Raw genomic sequence first — 17714 nt, 5'->3', positions numbered from 1 at the left:
GTGCCTGACCTGGCCGCCTGATACGGGTTCCGCGTCGGGAAGTTGATTGAGCTGGTATATCCTGTTACATAGGCATTATTGGCGCTATCAACCGCAATCCCATATCCAATTTCAGTGCCACTGCGTCCCCCAAGATACGTGGAATAGACGAGGTCCGTTCCATCGGAATTCAGTTTAGTGACATAGGCATCCGTGTCAGTCGGATCTCCACGCAGAAGACTGGAGGGATCGAGCTGGATAGGGTTCATTGTGGGGAAGTTCGACGAATCAGTCCGTCCGGTTACATACACATTGCCGGCCCCATCCACAGCAACACCTTGCCCTTCATCCACAGAGCTCCCTCCCAGATAAGTGGAAAAGATGAGCGTAGAGCCGTCCGGACTGAGCCTTGTTACAAAGGCGTCCAAACTGCCGCCGGCATAGGAGGGCTGGAAGGCATCTCCGGTCACCGGAAAATCAAGGGCATTCGTAACTCCAGTCACCGTTACGCTTCCATCAATACCCACTGCAAGATCACTGACTGAATAAGTGCCTGTTCCTCCAAGGTAGGTGGAATAATCCAGGGTTGGGTCAATGACAAGGGCATATTGCGTATTATGAGGCCCGACTTCAAAGGTATAAGCGGATTTGCCCGTAAGCTTAAACCGACCTGTCACCTCAACCCGCTCTCCTTCAATTTCCTGATAGATATGGGGCGGGCTCTCTGTCATCTCGCCAAAGGCGGTCCGTATGCGGAGGGCTCCGTCTCCGGCCACCTGAATCTCCTCGATCCCTTCATATGCCACCCGGATTTCTTCAGGATGGCCTCCTGGCCTTACAACGAACTCCTGTTCAAGAGCGTGGCCTTTTCCATACAATTTCAGGTCAATCCCTGGATAGACCTCCTTATAAACTATCTCACCATAACTCTTTACCCGTGTCTGCCATTTGGCAGGGTCATTGCCGGTCAGGAAGTTATAGATACCAGGCTGAGGCGCCCTGACATCCACCTTAATGTCTTTATTTGCCCCAATCAGTTTTTGCCGAATGACCAGCCGCTCCCGATTTTCTTCTTTGTTAATACGGAAGAGGTCAAATACAATACCGTCCTCTGTAAACCATAGTGTCTGATTGTCTCTGTTTGTATAATACTTGACGTAATAATCAACCTGTCCCTTGTTCTCAACAAAGACCATTGAATATGCGCCTGGATTAGACGCCAGTTTGGATATATCGTTTTTACTCCTGGGCAGTTCTTCTGAATGGACGGTAGTGGCAGGGATTCGTGGTTCTGCCTTTGTCTGTATAGCAGCCAGACCAATGATAAAACTAATCAGAACAGAAATTAAGGAAGGGAGCTTTTTCATATCAACCCCGTAAATATGGCATGTATCCAAGGGATGACTATACTCATTATTTACTATAAACCTATCCTGAGCAAAAAGGAAGTTTTATTTCAAATATATTTCGATATTTTTTTATTATAAATTGTCGTTCATCAACCCCATTTTGCTGAAATTTGCTTTATTTAACCGGATCTGGTTATAATATAAAGTTTACCAGGAGGATATTATGCAGGAAAATATAAGAAACATAGCAATCATAGCCCACGTTGACCATGGCAAGACAACCCTTGTTGACGGGATGCTGAGACAGGCAGGCATCTTTCGTTCCAATGAAAGGGTGCAGGAAAGGGTCATGGACAATATTGACCTTGAGCGCGAACGCGGTATCACCATCATGGCAAAGAATACTGCTGTTGAGTATGAAGGCGTCAAGATAAATATAGTAGACACGCCCGGCCATGCTGATTTCGGGGGAGAAGTTGAGAGGACACTCAAGATGGTTGACGGAGTGCTTCTCCTTGTTGATGCATCAGAGGGGCCTCTTCCTCAGACACGGTTTGTTCTCAAAAAGGCGCTTGAGCTGAAACTCCTCCCGCTTCTTGTGATAAACAAGATTGACAGGTCCGATGCAAGGATTCAGGAGGTCTTAAACGAGGTATATGATCTCTTTATTGATCTTGATGCAACAGAAGATCAGCTTGATTTTCCCATAGTCTACACCATTGCAAAGGCCGGTATCGCAAAGATGAGTCTTGATGATGATTCAAAAGACCTTAAACCGCTGTTTGATCTTATCCTAAAGACGATACCACCTCCTAAGGGCGATCCAAACGGGGTATTACAGATACTCGTCACGAACATTGACTATAATGATTATGTGGGAAGGCTTGCCATAGGAAGGGTCTTTTCAGGGACAATAAACACCGGCAACCAGGTAGCAGTAATAGACGTGAAAGGAAACGCCCTCAAGACAAAGATCACCTCCATGTATACATTCCAGGGACTTGAGCGGATGGATGCAAAAGAGGCGTCGGCAGGTGATATTGTAGCGCTCGCCGGGATAGAGGGAATAAATATCGGCGATACGATCACGGATGCGGAGAAGCCAGCACCCCTGCCGAGGATCATCGTGGATGAACCGACCATCTCCATGGTCTTTGCAGTTAACACATCCCCCTTTTCAGGACGGGAAGGCAAGTTAGTCACCTCAAGGAATCTGAGGGAGAGGCTTGAGAAGGAACTTCTCTACAATGTGGCGATCCGGGTAGAGTTTGACAACACGGACTCCTTCAGGGTCATGGGGCGCGGTGAATTGCAGCTTTCCATTCTGATCGAGATGATGAGACGTGAAGGATATGAGCTCTCTGTATCCATGCCAGAGACAATTACAAAGGAGATAGACGGAGTCCTTCAGGAGCCTATGGAACAACTTGTGATTGATGTGCCGGAGGAGTTTACCGGTGTCGTGACACAGCAGATAGGGATGAGAAAGGGCAAGATGCAGAAGATGCAGAACAACGGCCACGGCAGAGTAAGACTTGAGTACAGGATACCATCAAGGGGGCTGATAGGCTTCAGGTCCCAGTTCCTGTCAGACACGAAAGGCACAGGACTATTAAATCACCTCTTCGATGGATACGAGGCGTGGCATGGTCCTATGTCAAACAGACAAACAGGGGCACTCGTTTCAGACAGACAGGGAACCTCCACCATCTATGCACTCTTTCACCTCCAGCCAAGGGGGTCCATATTCATCAGTGAAAACACACATGTTTATGAAGGGATGATCATCGGAGAGAACTCAAGGGACAATGACCTTGACGTAAACGCCGTCAGGGAAAAGAAACAGACAAACATGCGCGCCTCAAGCGCTGACGACAACATCCAGCTCATACCGCCCAAGATATTAAACCTTGAGCAGGCATTAGAGTTCATTAAAGAAGACGAGCTTGTGGAAGTAACCCCTCTCTCAATCCGGCTCAGAAAAAAGATATTAGAGGCTAACAAGAGACCGAAGGTGTGGAAGGAACAAATCTGATCTGATATCACAACCTGTTCAGGCCATTCAGTGCCGCATCCTTGCAGGCATCACTAAGGGTAGGATAGTTAAATACCGTATCCTTGAAATAATCAATCGTGCCTTCGAAACCAATGACGGCCTGAAGGTTATTAGCTTGACTTTGACTGCTTCACGTAATATGCTGAATTCGAACTGCATAGACATCATTAGTAATAATAAGTCATCCCGTATCTGAATATCATTCTTTGCTTATTCGATTTATAGCGGTATAACAACATTCTTCTCGCTGCTATGTGGAAGTTACTTCTGTTCGCCTTTATCTTTGTCACAACTTTTATATCCGGTTACATGATAAACACGGTCTGGTTCTCAGATAACCACCCTGCTCAACCAATAGCATTCAGTCACAGGATTCATGCCGGTGATAACGGTATCCCATGTCTCGATTGTCATATTTATGCAGAAAGGTCCGCAGTCGCAGGTGTCCCCAGTGTTCAAAAATGTATCGGATGCCACAAAATCATCAAGAGGGAGGCACCTGAGGTCGTGAAGTTAAACGGCTACTGGGAGCGCCAGGAACCGATACCGTGGATCAAGGTACACAATCTGCCTGATTTCGTCACCTTTCCACATAAGAGACATATCAGGGGAGGGGTACAGTGTAATTTATGCCACGGCAATATCCCTGAGATGGATGTTGTCACGCGCGTATCCTCTCTCAAGATGGGGTGGTGTATAGGCTGCCATACATCATATAATGTAAAGAACGGAAGGGACTGCTGGACCTGTCATAAATAGCGTTCAGGGGGAATGAAGTGCTTAAGAGACGCGATTTTCTAAAGATAGTTGGCCTTGGTGGAATCGGGACAGGCCTTGGTTTTATGCTGGGAGAGTCAACAAAAAACCCTGCTGCACACCTCATCCCGTACGTCGTGCCTCCTGAAGACATCATCCCCGGTGTTGCCGACTGGTACTCAAGCCTCTGCACCCAATGTAACTCAGGCTGCGGCATCATGGTCAGGGTAATGGAAGGCCGGGCAAAAAAGATAGAAGGAAACCCACATCACCCTGTTAACCAGGGACGCCTTTGTGTAAGGGGACAGGCAGGGCTGCAGGCGCTCTACAATCCCGACAGGATACAAACACCTCTAATCAGAAAAGGCAAGAGGGGGAATGAAGAATTTCAGGAAATCACATGGGAAAGATCATTATCACTGCTTTCTGAAAGACTCGCTATGATGAAAAGGGCAAATAAAACAGAAAGGCTATATCTTCTATCTTCTGCTTCCAGGGGTCATATGAATCGTCTGTTTGAGATGTTCATGACCCATTTCGGCTCATCGAATTATATGCAGTACGACCTCTTCCAGCACAAGGAACTTATACTTGCCAATAAAATCAGTATGGGGATGAATACGCTACCCTATTATGATATCGGGAATACAAACCTCCTCTTGTCCTTTGGGGCTGACTTCCTGAACACCTGGATTTCACCTGTCAATCACAGCCTTGGTTACGGAAGGATGAGACAGGGGAGGCCTCCTGTAAGGGGCCGCGTCATACAGATCGAGCCCCGCCTCTCCATATCAGGAGCAAACGCAGATGAGTGGGTCCCGGTCAGACCAGGGACAGAAGGTATCCTTGCCCTTGGGATGGCCTATACAATCCTTGAAACAGGTCTCTACAAAGGTGGAGACATCAACGGGTGGAAAAACATATTAAGCCCATTTAAGCCTGAGAAAATATCCGGACTGGCGAATACAGGCAGCGAAAGGATCCGGACACTTGCAAAGGAATTTGCAGTAACAAGGCCCAGCCTTGCTATCGGAGGAGAAAATATAGCATCCTATACGGATGGCGTAAATCATATAGTCGCCATTAACATCCTTAATCACCTGGCTGATAACATAGAAAAAACAGGCGGAATCATTCCAAACACTGAATCACCCATCAAGAGGCTACAACCTGTTAAGGATATAGATACATTCATTCAGGATGCACTGGCAGGGAATGTAGATACAGCGATCGTCTATAACACAAACCCGGCCTTTACTCTACCCGCTGACACTAAAGTCCGTGAGGCACTTGACCATATCCCATTCATTGTAAGCATGTCATCTTTTATGGATGAAACAACGGCAAATGCTGACCTTATCCTCCCCACACATACCTGCCTTGAAGACTGGGGGGATGATTTTACCGAACCTGCAGCAGGCCTTCATACCGCAACGATCATGCAGCCGGCTGTATCCCCTTTATATGCTACCAATAACGCCGGAGATATCTTCCTCTCTATCGCGAAGATGTTGGGGAATGGACTGCAGGATAGAATGCCATGGAATAATTTCAGGGATTTTCTGATGTACTCATGGAAAGGGATATATGAAAAACAGGGGCAGAGAAGTTTCAGAGAACCTGCCTTTGAAGACTTCTGGAACAGGGTATTGACAGAGGGGGGATGGTGGGGGCAGGGAAAACCAAAACCCCTACATCTCAGAGCAGACAATGTAATGAACCACGTATCCTCCTCCCCTTCTATGTTCCACGGGGATGAAAGGGAATTTCCATATTATCTGATCCTATATGCCCATTCAGGCTATCTCGACGGAAGGCATGCAAACCTGCCATGGCTTCAGGAGATGCCTGACCCCATGACATCTGTAGTATGGGGGACATGGGTTGAGATCAATCCGGAGACAGCCGGTAAAATGGGGATCAAAGAGGGTGATATAGTCCTTGTGGAATCACCCTATGGAAAGTTGCAGGCCCCTGCCTATCTCTATCCTGGTATCAGACCTGATACCATAAGCATACCCATAGGCCAGGGGCACAGGACCTATGGGAGATATGCAAGCAGGCGGGGGGCCAATCCCCTTGACCTTTTGCCGGGAACTTTCAGAAAAGAGACCGGCACTATTCCCCTGAATTCAACGCGGGTCAGGATTACAAAGGGCAATCTGAAAGGTACCCTTGTAAAGATGGAAGGGATTACAAAGGAGTTCGACAGAAAGATCGTACAGACGATACCGCCGGAAGGGAATGGAATCCTGAGTGGAAGGAGACAATATTGAGCAGACTTCTCGACAGACTCTTTGCACGATTCAGGGTCTACCGTGAACCAGGCTACTACGGAAAATATGACTACAAGTGGACCATCGTTATTGACCTTGATAAGTGCGATGGTTGTGAGGCGTGTGTCATCGCATGCCATGCAGAAAACAACCTCCCTGTGGTTGGTGAAGATGAATGTTCGAAAAACCGCGCATTTAACTGGATACGTATCGAACGGTATGTGGAGGGTGAGTATCCGGATGTAAAGGTAAAGTTCATACCCATATTGTGCCAGCAGTGCGGAAGGGCCCGGTGCGAGGCCGGCTGCCCCACATATGCAACGTATCACAATCAGGACGGTCTTAATGTCCAGGTATATAACCGGTGCATCGGCACATATACGTGTGCGACGTATTGTCCCTATGACGTACGCCACTTCAACTGGTTCAGCTACAAATGGGATGCACCTCTTGAGCAACAGCTAAACCCGGATGTCACTGTCAGGGAAAAGGGTGTTATGGAAAAATGCACTTTCTGCATCCAGCGGATACGCGCTGCCAAAGACCATGCAAAGGATGAGGGAAGGGCTGTAAAAGATGGAGAGATACAGCCTGCATGTGTACAGACCTGCCCTACAGGGGCAATGACATTTGGCGACCTTAATGATCATGGAAGTATGGTTTCTATACTTGCAAAGAATGAGAGGCGATACAGACTTTTTGAAGACCTTAATACAGACCCATCTGTGATTTATTTGAAACGTGTTATGAAATAGGCTGAGACTGGCAAATGGCAGGCAATACAACATTTAAAGAAATAAACGATGATGTAGTCAATGTTATTACACGTACAGGCCCACGCTACTATGCCGTCCTTGCCATCGTGTTGATCCTCACCATCCTGTTATTTTTTCTCCCGTGGATTTATCAGATTAAGACAGGACAGGGCGTTACAGGCCTGAATAACCCGTCGTACTGGGGTGTCTATCTCGTCAACTTTGTATTCTGGGTCGGTGTCGCTCATGCCGGGACACTCATATCTGCCATGCTTTATATAGCGCATACCCCATGGAGGAGGAGCATACAGCGCAGCGCCGAGACAATGACATTATTTGCACTGATAATAGCAGTAACCTTTATTATGGTACATCTGGGACGGGTATGGAATTTTTACTGGGTGCTGCCATATCCAAATCAGAGGACCATCTGGACCAACTTCATATCACCTCTGACGTTTGATGTATTTGCTGTAGGGACTTACTTTCTGAGCAGCCTGTTATTCCTCTACTTCGGATTAATCCCTGATATCGCGGCCATGAGACACCGGGTAAGCGGATGGAGGAAGAGCGTGTATGAAACCCTGTCCCTTGGATGGAGGGGAACTGACCGTGAGTGGTATATCCGTGATAAGGCATATATGCTCTTCTCAGTCCTTATAATGCCGCTTGTGGTATCTGTCCACAGCGTCGTGTCCTGGGACTTTGCCCTCGGCATCGTGCCTGGATTTCATAAAACGATATTTGCCCCATACTTTGTAACCGGGGCGCTCTATTCCGGTTTTGCAGGCGTTGTACTTCTCATCTCCGTCATCAGTCGGGTACAAAATCTGGGAAAGTATATCACAGAGACGCATTATGACAGGATCGGCATCATGCTCCTTGTACTTTCCCTCTTGTGGAGCTACCAGACCATTCTGGATATCACCATGGGGTTCACATCTCATTCAACATTTGAGTTGGAACATTTGCGGTACAAACTGTTCAATCCCCGCCTTTCAGCCCTGACTGCCCTGATGATTTTTTCCAATACGGTCCTGCCGCTGTCTCTCTTCATTAGAAAGATCAGGTTATCCACCACCTGTCAGTGTATCATTTCCATATTCATACTGACCGGTATGTGGCTTGAGAGGTTTCTGATATTCGGCACAGCCCTTCCGCGAAAGTTTCTGCCCTATGCATGGCATGACTATCATCCCGGGTGGGTGGAAATTGCGATTACAGCAGGGTCTTTTTTTCTTTTTATCCTTATGTTCATGGTATTCATGAAGATATTCCCTGTCATCTCCATTACAGAGGTTAAAGAGGAAAGAGGTCTGTTACCGGATAAGGAGAGATAAGTGAATCAAACGGTGTTGGGAGTATATGTCAGGCCGGATCAACTCCTCTCTGCGGCTGCAAAAATCAGGGAACATGGCGTCAGAGAAGTATCCCTTCTGTCTCCTGTACCATTAACCGGAGAAACAGACCGGATGACGGTCAGCAATAAGGACCTCCTGAAGTTTTTTACATTTTTCGGCAGCGTCGCCGGAGTCATTGCAGGTATTTTGTTTACAATATGGACATCGGTTTCCTATCCGCTGCCCCGCGCAGGCAGACCTATTTTAAACGGACCACCCACCCTGATCATATCTTTTGAGACATTAATACTTGCAGGAATCGTTGCAACATTCGGAGGGTTTCTTATTCTAACGAAGCTTCCGGCATTCAGGAAGCGGCCATACCATGACCGTATCGGTGAGGACAGGTTTGGGATCGTGGTCAAAGTTAAAGAAGAAATGTTAACGCCTATTGAATCAATCCTCACAGCCAGCGGGGCAGAAGAGGTTATTAAAATTCCATGAATGATTTCCTGATCCGGCTGTTTTTACTGATATTCATCATCATTGCACCTGTTTCATCCCAGGCCCTGCCATGGTCAAAAGACATGTTCAATCAACCATCAATCAAACCGCAGGAGACCGCTCCCCTGCCGGTTCCGCCAGGTACGGTAAACAGCAAGGGCATGGAAAAAGAAATTAAAAACAGGAGCGGTGCAGCAAATATTATCAATCCTGTGAAACCAGACGACGCATCCATTGCAAGAGGACAGGCCATGTACAACATCTATTGTATTGTTTGTCATGGCAAGACAGGGAAAGGCGACGGCATCGTGGGAAAGAAGTTTGTTCCGCCGACGGATTTATCCGGCAGTTATGTTCAGATGAAACCGGATGGTGACATTTACTTCACCATCCGTTATGGTGGCCTCGCTGTCATGCCGCGATATGGAGACGCTATACCGCCGGCAGACCGCTGGCATATAATAAATTATATCAAGGGCAGATTATCTGAATAATAACGTGATACGGCACAAACCTAAAACAAATATCATACTGTCCCTGATATGGATTGTTCTGTCATTAAACGGCATCATATCCTTTGCCTATGCTGCATTCAAAGGGGACTCTCCGGAGACCTTATGGGCCCTGTTTTCAGTAAACTTCCTCTTTATCAGCAGTATGACGCAGTCCGGCGTTATCTTCTCCGCAATAATGCGTGTTGTACGGGCACGATGGGACTGCTCTTTTGCAAAGACAGGTGAGATGATCACCCTGTCAACAGCACCACTCTGTCTGATTATGTTCGTGATCCTTTATGCAGGAGGGATATTTCATATCTATTCCAAAGTGTCAGTACCGCCATCCAACTTCTGGAGAAATATCTTAACTATGGGTATGTTCTACGGAGTAAGTTATTACTACTATTATGCCTGTGCCTTAAAGGAAAATAATATTACAACAAAAGGCAATATGGAGAAGAGATTGAACATACTCACCTTCGCAGTAATTCTCTTATATGTCATACACAATACCATCTTGGCATGGGACCTCGGCATGACGATCATCCCTGAGTGGGAAAGCACTATCTTCCCTCCCTATTACTGGACCGGCGGGATCTTTGCCGGTACAGCGCTTATCTTTATCGTTCACTTAATATCCATGGCCGGACGCCATTCCAAGCCACCGGAAGAATGCAATTACAGGTCACATCATTTATTACATCATGAGATACATGCAGGATGGATAAACTGTTCAGACCACATGGGTAAACTCCTCCTTGGATTTACACTCCTCTGGACATACATGCTCTGGTCTCAGTATATCGTCATCTGGTATGGAGATATACCGCGTCTGACCGGACCTTTGCTGAGACAAATGAGCGGGACCTACGGCGGGACATTCATATTGATGCTGATGATTACCTTTATCATCCCTTTTATACTCCTGATTCAAAAAAGGATACGGACCTCAGCCATTGCATTACTGATTGTTTCATTATTGATTTGCATCGGGATATGGCTGAACCGGTTCCTTATGATATTACCCGTCTACTCAAATGATGCGACACACCTGATCCTGTCATGGACAGGCATCTCCCTCATGGTTGCCCTGGCATCAGCAGCCATGTTGTCTGTGTCTGTCTTACCCCTTATACGTCACGACCCGACCCCAAAGTGTCATATCAACTCTCTCTGACTATTTCATCGCCTTCATTTCCTTCATGGAGACAACAAAAGTACGACAATGATCTTTTTTTGCAGTCATTTCTATTGCATCTTTTCTTTGTCAGAATTGTATTAATCAGGTATTAACAGGATGATCAGGGTCAGCAGACATGAATAAGTCCATTATTCCGGACAGTCACCATAGTGTCATCTTTTTATTAATCTTAACTAAATATCCCATTGAAAAAGCCCGTTCCTGAGTTTATAATCCTTCACATGAAAGATCATATTGTACTCGGCCTGATCCAGATGGCGATGTCTTCTGACCCTGACATTAATTGCAGGAAGGCGGTCAGGATGATTCAGGAGGCATCAGAAAGAGGCACTCAGATTGTCTGTCTGCCGGAACTTTTTACGACCCCCTATTTCCCGAGGGAAGAAAAGAGAGACGCCTCCGGCCTTGCTGAAACGATCCCGGGAAAGACAACGGAGGCCCTGTCAAAGGCCGCAAGGGAAAATAATGTTGTCCTCATCGGCGGGTCAATTTATGAGGAGGCGGAAGGCAGATTCTACAACACCGCAGTTGTCTTTGATGAGACCGGGGAGATGATTGGGAAATACAGGAAGATGCACATCCCGCATGACCCATTCTTCTATGAAAAAGATTACTTTGAAGAAAGCAGGGACGGATTCCAGGTTTTCCAGACAAAATACGGGACCATCGGCGTTTTGATCTGCTATGACCAGTGGTTCCCTGAAGCAGCGAGGATCAATGCCCTTATGGGTGCGGACATGATCTTCTACCCGACAGCTATCGGCGTCCCTGAAGGAAATACTCAGGACGAAGGCAACTGGCAGGAGGCGTGGACTGTCGTCCAGAGGGGACATGCAGTGGCCAACAGCTTGGTTGTGGCAGCAGTGAACAGAGTCGGAAAAGAGGCAAACATGAATTTCTTCGGTGGCTCGTTTGTGTCGGATCAGTTTGGGAAAATCATCGCCGAAGGCGGGGATAAGGAGAAGATTATTATTGCTGAGATTGACCTGCACTTATCAAGACAAGTGCGGGAAGGATGGCGCTTCTTCTACAACAGACGGCCGGAGAGTTACAAGAAACTGATGGAGAGCAACAGAAAATGATTAGACGCAACAACATACCAGCCTCACTTGGATTTACAATGCCTGCAGAATGGGAGCGGCATGAAGGCACATGGCTTTCATGGCCAAAGGATCCGGTAACGTTCCCCGGAAGATCTCTGGATGCTGTGGAAGAGGTCTTTATAAAAGCAATAATATCCCTTCAGTCCGGAGAAAAGGTATTTATCCTGATTAATAGTGAAGACCGTGAGGATTACGTTAAAGACAGGCTGCTGGCATCCGGTGCAGCTATAAAAAACATTTTCTTTCATAAAATAAAAAGTATGGATGTCTGGGTGAGGGATTATGGGCCGACCTTTGTTAAAAACAGGCAGACCAGTGAAATAGCCGCTGTAAAATGGAGATTCAATGCCTGGGGTGGAAAATATAAGGCATTGATACCTGACGATAAGGCCGGGATGCAGATTGCAAGACTCTCCGGAGTCAGGATATTCAAACCCGATATTGTGATGGAGGGCGGGGCAATCGAATCAAACGGGGCCGGCACCATCTTAACCACCGGGCAATGCCTGTTAAATAAGAACAGGAATCCTCACCTGAAAAAAAGGGAGATTGAAGAATATCTGAGACAGTATCTTGGAGCCGATACTATAATCTGGCTTAAGGATGGGATTGAAGGCGATGACACTGACGGCCATGTAGATGATATTGCAAGGTTCGTGGGAAAGAACATAGTCCTATGTGCCTTTGAGACTGATCCGAAAGACAAACGTAATTATCAGGTCTTGCAGCACAACTACAAACTCCTGAAAAAGGCCAGGACCTCTCAGGGCGAAAAGATTGAAATCATAAAGTTGCCCATGCCTGATCCAGTTGTCTATCCCAAAAGGCCATTTGCAGGACAACGCCTTCCTCTCAGTTATGCAAATTTCTATATCGGAAATGGCTGCGTCATTGTCCCAGTCTTTGGATGCAGGGCAGATGATAAGGCACTGACCATAATTCAGGAGGTCTTCCCGGACAGGGAAATAGTCCCTGTCTACTCCGTGCCGTTTGTCTATGGCGCAGGCGCTATCCATTGCGCTACTCAACAACAGCCTGAAAAATAAAACGGTTTGGAGAGATTAATAAACCACTGTTGGATGTCAGGGAATTGAATTACCTTCCCAACTCTGCTAATCTTGAAGCAGCATAATTTATCTTCAAATCTTATTCGCATCACTCATCATGATTTCGCAGGGTTAAGCATTAACCTGAATAGCCTCACAGGAGAAAAACCGATGAACAGTCAATTGACAATCGCCTATTTCTCAATGGAAATTGGATTTGAGAGTGAAATGCCGACATACGCTGGCGGCCTTGGGGTGCTGGCGGGTGATACCATCCGGGCTGCGGCTGATCTGAAAGTCCCGATGGCCGGGGTCACCCTGCTCTACAGGAAGGGGTATTTTTACCAGAGGCTTGATCTCAGTGGCTGGCAGATAGAGGAGCCTGTGGACTGGCCGGTTGAGGACTTTCTGATCGAAATGCCCCAGAGGGCTGTTATTACTATAGAGGGACGTACCATCTGGCTTCGTTCCTGGAAATATGAAGTCACAGGGATAGGGGGTTTTAAGATACCGGTCTATTTCCTGGATACAGACCTTCCGGAGAATTCTGAGTGGGACAGAACAATCACCCACTTTCTTTATGGGGGGGACAGCCATTACAGGCTTTGCCAGGAAGTGGTCCTTGGGATTGGCGGGGTCAGGATGCTGCAGGCCCTCGGACATGATCACATTGAACGATTTCACATGAACGAAGGGCATGCGGCACTTCTCACATTAGAGCTTCTGGATGAAGAGGCTAAAAAGGCAGGAAGGAAAGAATTTCTCCAGGATGATATCGAAGCCGTAAGGAAAAAATGCGTGTTTACCACCCATACCCCTGTCCCTGCCGGACTCGACCAGTTCCAGATGGATCTTGTGAATCGCGTTTTGGGACGACGGGCGGTGTATGACATGAAGGAAATATTCTGCCATGCAGGTCTCCTGAACATGACCTTTCTGGCCCTTAATCTCAGCCACTATATCAATGGCGTAGCCAAAAGGCATGGTGAAGTCTCAAGCCATATGTTTGCCGGTTATGTGATAGAAGCGATCACAAACGGGGTACACGCTGCCACATGGACATCAAAAGAGTTCATGGATCTCTACGATCATTATATCCCTGGCTGGAGGAAGGACAATTTCAGCCTCAGATATGCCCTGAACATTCCCAGGACAGAGGTGTGGGAGGCGCACATGCAGACCAAAAGAACGCTGATACAGTATGTAAACCACGAGACTAATGCCGGGATGGATGTGGATGTGTTTACAATCGGATTCGCCAGACGTGCCGCAACATACAAACGCGGAGACCTCCTCTTTCAGGATATCGAAAGGCTTAAAAGGATTTCGTCAAAGGCCGGTCTCCTTCAGGTCATCTATGCAGGGAAGGCCCATCCGGCAGACCAGGGGGGAAAGGAAATCATTAAGCATATCTTTCAGGCAAAAGAATCGCTCAAGAAAAGTGTCAGGATAGCCTATCTCCAGAATTATGATATCGAGCTCGGGCAGATGATGACCTCAGGCGTTGACTTGTGGCTTAATACCCCGCAGCCACCCCTTGAGGCATCGGGAACTAGCGGGATGAAGGCTGCCCTTAACGGGATTCCCAGCCTGAGTATCCTGGACGGATGGTGGATTGAGGGACACATCGAAGGAGTGACAGGATGGGCCATTGGAGAAGACGGACGCGGTGATGGCAGTATTGATGACCGTTCAAAGGATGCCTTGTCTCTCTATGACAAATTAGAGCAGGCAATTATTCCTATGTTCTATAATGAACGGGACATGTTCATTAATATAATGTGCCACTCCATTGCAATCAATGGTTCATTCTTTAATACTCACAGGATGATACAACAGTATGTTCTGAATGCATATTTTCATTAGAGGGATGTTCTTGTAGAAATACCGCACCAGGGGGAACTCTGACATGAAAACTCAAAACTATGAAATCGGCTTGATTGGCCTGGGCGTGATGGGGCGCAATATGTTGCTGAACATGGCAGACCACGGATTCCAGGTGGCGGGCTATGACAAGGATCCGCTCAAGGTCGAAGCCCTGCGCCAGGAATCGAAGGAACGGGATATCTGCGGCGCAGCGAATATCCGTGAGTTCATTGCTCTACTACACCGGCCACGCACGTTGATGATGTTCGTGCCTGCCGGCGCTCCTGTGGATTCGGTCATCAATGATCTGTTTCCGTACCTGCAGAAGGGTGATCTCATCATTGACGCCGGCAACTCTTACTTCAAGGATACCAACCTCCGGGCCGGCAAGCTGACCGGGAGAGATATTCAATTCCTTGGCATAGGCGTGTCCGGCGGCGAGGATGGGGCGCGCCACGGTCCGTGCATCATGCCCGGCGGGCCTCATGAAGCGTACGAGCGGGTCAGCCAGGTCTTCGAAGCCATCTCTGCCAGGGTCAACGGAGATCCATGCGTGACCTATCTTGGCCCCGGCTCGGCCGGGCACTTTGTCAAAATGGTCCACAACGGCATCGAGTACGCTGTGATGCAGCTTATCGCTGAAACTTATGACCTGATGAAGCGGGGCCTTGGGATGAACGACGACGAACTGCACTATGTATATACCTCCTGGAACAAAGGGAAACTCAATAGCTACCTGCTGGAAATTACCGGCCACATCTTCAGCAGGGTGGATAAAAATACCGGCGCGCGGCTGATTGATGAAATAGTTGATGTGGCAAAACAGAAAGGCACCGGCATGTGGACCTCGCAAAGTGCGATGGAATTGCATGTGCCGGTCCCGACCATTGACCTGGCCGTCGCCATGCGGGACATTTCAGTGCTTGAGAACCAACGCAAGAGGGCCGGTTCAATTTTGAGGCGGAAGGTACAGGGCATCAAAGGAGACCGTGAATTGTTCCTCGATCAAATGCACCAGGCTGTTTATGCAGGGATGATAATTACCTGGGCACAGGGAATGGCACTGCTATCCGTAGCATCAGAGAAGTACGGGTATCACCTTGATCTCGAAGCGGTGGCCCGTATCTGGCGGGGCGGCTGCATCATCCGGGCAGCATTGCTGGATGAGATCCGGCCGGCGTATAGCACCCAGCCCGATCTGCCGAATCTGTTGCTCGATGAAAACCTGTCGGACCGCGTGATGTCCAGCGAGAAGGGGTTGCGCAGCGTAGTTTGCGCAGCGGCCGAATCGGGTGTGCCCATACCCGGTTTAATGACGGCACTGGCCTACCTTGACAGCTATCGCAGCGCCTGGCTTCCGGCGAATTTGATCCAGGCCCAGCGGGATTTTTTCGGGGCGCATACTTATGAGCGTATTGACGTCAAAGGCACGTTTCACACAGAATGGGAGAAGGATGGATATCTATGAAATCGCATGAACAACCCGAACCCACCGTGTTTGTCATCTTTGGCGGAGCAGGCGATCTGGCCTACCGGAAACTGATACCGGCTTTGTATGACCTCTCCTTGGACCTCCGCCTGCCCCCTCTTTTTTCTATCATTGCCGTGGACCGTGTTGATTTGAACGAGGACAAAATACGCCTGCGGTTTCATGATGGAGTCAACCGGTTCTCACGCCGGGGCAATGTGAAAGCCAATGAATGGGACCGGTTTTCGAGGCATATCCACTACCATCAGGGTGAGTTTAAAAAACTTCAGACCTATTCGGCCCTGAGCGATCAATGCGCAAAGCTGGAAAAAGAATGGAATGCCAAAGCACACCGTATTTTCTACATGGCCACACCGCCGTCGTTGTTTGGCGAAATACCGGGATATCTCTGTAAAGCCGGGCTGTCCCGGGACCGGGAATGGTCGCGGCTTGTAGTCGAGAAACCGATCGGATATGACATGAAATCCTCACAGGAACTGAACCGCACGCTCAACGACAGCTTCCATGAATCCCAAATCTTCCGGATAGACCACTATCTGGGCAAAGAAACTGTGCAAAACATTCTGGCGTTTCGCTTTGCCAATCCCATGTTCGAACCGATCTGGAACCGGCATTACGTGGACTATGTGACCATCACAGTCGCCGAAGAGGCGGGTGTCGAACATCGCGGCGGCTATTACGATCAGGCGGGTGCGCTCCGCGACATAGTGCAGAATCATTTAATGCAACTACTCTGTCTTGTGGCGATGGAACCGATGGTCTCCTTCGATGCCGACGAGATTCGCAACAAGAAAGTGGATGTCCTCCACGCGGTTCGGCCGATTCCTCATGACGCAGTCCAGCAGAGCGTGGTACGCGGGCAGTACGGCAGGGGCCGGATCAACGGCAAAGAAGTGTGTGGTTACCGGGAAGAAGATGGCGTGTCGCCTGATTCACAAACAGAGACGTTTGTATCGCTAAAATTGTTCGTAGACAACTGGCGCTGGCAGGGTGTGCCGTTTTATCTCCGTACAGGCAAACGTCTTTCCAGGAGGGCATCGGAAGTCGCCATTCAATTCCACGCTGTGCCGCATCAATCGTTTCCAACCGAGGCCGCCCTGGACTGGCAGCCGTCCAGGCTTGTTATCTCGATTCAGCCCGAAGAAGGCATTGTGTTATACTTTCAGGCAAAATACCCGGGGACAAAGATGTTGTTACAGACAGTGGACATGCAGTTCAATTATCACGAAAACTTTGACGTACCGTCGCCGGATGCTTATGAGACATTGCTCTGGGACGTGATGAAAAACGATGCCACGTTATTTATGCGTGCCGATCAGGTCGAAGCAGCGTGGCAGTTGTTGATGCCTGTGATTGAGGTGTGGAAAACCACCCCCCCTGACAATTTCCCCAATTACGCAGCCGGTACCTGGGGACCGGAAGCCGCACACAGTCTGCTTGCTCAACAGGGACATGGCTGGCCGTTACCCACACATTTCAGGGGTCATTGGGAATAGT

Annotated in this window: 11 protein-coding genes and 3 pseudogenes; 12 read left to right on the top strand and 2 right to left on the bottom strand. The window is 48.2% G+C overall.

The features are described 5' to 3' along the window. Positions 1-35: 35 nt before the first annotated feature. Positions 36-248 (bottom strand): annotated as a pseudogene (locus tag IT393_06075) (SBBP repeat-containing protein). 3 nt (positions 249-251) lie between these two features. Continuing rightward, positions 252-1346: pseudogene (locus IT393_06070) on the bottom strand (SBBP repeat-containing protein). Positions 1347-1551: 205 nt separating this feature from the next. Between IT393_06070 and typA the strand changes: the two are divergent. The 12 genes and pseudogenes from typA (at position 1552) to zwf (ending at position 17713) form a co-directional block, all read left to right on the top strand. Then, a complete protein-coding gene (typA, locus tag IT393_06065) occupies positions 1552-3363 on the top strand; it encodes a translational GTPase TypA (protein ID MCC7202219.1) in 1812 nt (603 codons plus the stop codon). Positions 3364-3636: 273 nt separating this feature from the next. Continuing rightward, entirely contained in the window at positions 3637-4143 is a 507-nt protein-coding gene (locus tag IT393_06060; GenBank protein ID MCC7202218.1) for a cytochrome c3 family protein, read from the top strand. A 17-nt stretch (positions 4144-4160) separates the two neighbouring features. After that, the gene (locus IT393_06055) at positions 4161-6416 is read left to right on the top strand and encodes a molybdopterin-dependent oxidoreductase (GenBank protein MCC7202217.1); all 2256 of its coding nucleotides are present in this window, start codon (positions 4161-4163) and stop codon (positions 6414-6416) included. Continuing rightward, a complete protein-coding gene (locus IT393_06050; GenBank protein ID MCC7202216.1) occupies positions 6413-7171 on the top strand; it encodes a 4Fe-4S dicluster domain-containing protein in 759 nt (252 codons plus the stop codon). Before IT393_06055 ends, IT393_06050 begins: the two co-directional genes overlap by 4 nt. Before the next feature lie 14 nt (positions 7172-7185). Next, positions 7186-8511: a polysulfide reductase NrfD gene (gene nrfD / locus IT393_06045; protein MCC7202215.1), complete on the top strand. Its 1326-nt coding sequence runs from the start codon at positions 7186-7188 to the stop codon at positions 8509-8511. Further along, entirely contained in the window at positions 8512-9015 is a 504-nt protein-coding gene (locus tag IT393_06040; protein MCC7202214.1) for a DUF3341 domain-containing protein, read from the top strand. Then, positions 9012-9509, top strand: coding sequence for a cytochrome c (locus tag IT393_06035; GenBank protein ID MCC7202213.1), 498 nt, complete (start codon positions 9012-9014; stop codon positions 9507-9509). The genes IT393_06040 and IT393_06035 overlap by 4 nt, the downstream gene beginning before the upstream one ends. Positions 9510-9513: 4 nt before the next feature. Further along, positions 9514-10689: a hypothetical protein gene (locus tag IT393_06030; GenBank protein ID MCC7202212.1), complete on the top strand. Its 1176-nt coding sequence runs from the start codon at positions 9514-9516 to the stop codon at positions 10687-10689. A gap of 245 nt (positions 10690-10934) precedes the next feature. Beyond that, positions 10935-12862 (top strand): annotated as a pseudogene (locus tag IT393_06025) (agmatine deiminase family protein). Between the two features lie 171 nt (positions 12863-13033). Further along, the gene (gene glgP, locus IT393_06020) at positions 13034-14728 is read left to right on the top strand and encodes an alpha-glucan family phosphorylase (GenBank protein ID MCC7202211.1); all 1695 of its coding nucleotides are present in this window, start codon (positions 13034-13036) and stop codon (positions 14726-14728) included. Positions 14729-14771: 43 nt separating this feature from the next. Then, a complete protein-coding gene (gndA, locus tag IT393_06015; GenBank protein MCC7202210.1) occupies positions 14772-16196 on the top strand; it encodes an NADP-dependent phosphogluconate dehydrogenase in 1425 nt (474 codons plus the stop codon). After that, complete coding sequence (gene zwf / locus IT393_06010) at positions 16193-17713, top strand: glucose-6-phosphate dehydrogenase (GenBank protein ID MCC7202209.1); 1521 nt, start codon at positions 16193-16195, stop codon at positions 17711-17713. Before gndA ends, zwf begins: the two co-directional genes overlap by 4 nt. Position 17714: the final 1 nt, after the last annotated feature.

The sequence above is a fragment of the Nitrospirota bacterium genome (genome assembly GCA_020851375.1).
Classification (GTDB): Bacteria; Nitrospirota; 9FT-COMBO-42-15; order HDB-SIOI813; family HDB-SIOI813; genus RBG-16-43-11.
The sequence above is the reverse complement of the archived record's forward strand: the minus strand, read 5'-3'. Positions and strand labels throughout refer to the sequence as shown.

Coding starts and splice junctions, on each gene's coding strand:
- typA (MCC7202219.1), top strand. CDS start 1,552: ATGCAGGAAAATATAAGAAACATAGCAATCATAGCCCACGTTGACCAT.
- IT393_06060 (MCC7202218.1), top strand. CDS start 3,637: ATGTGGAAGTTACTTCTGTTCGCCTTTATCTTTGTCACAACTTTTATA.
- nrfD (MCC7202215.1), top strand. CDS start 7,186: ATGGCAGGCAATACAACATTTAAAGAAATAAACGATGATGTAGTCAAT.
- IT393_06035 (MCC7202213.1), top strand. CDS start 9,012: ATGAATGATTTCCTGATCCGGCTGTTTTTACTGATATTCATCATCATT.
- glgP (MCC7202211.1), top strand. CDS start 13,034: ATGAACAGTCAATTGACAATCGCCTATTTCTCAATGGAAATTGGATTT.
- gndA (MCC7202210.1), top strand. CDS start 14,772: ATGAAAACTCAAAACTATGAAATCGGCTTGATTGGCCTGGGCGTGATG.
- zwf (MCC7202209.1), top strand. CDS start 16,193: ATGAAATCGCATGAACAACCCGAACCCACCGTGTTTGTCATCTTTGGC.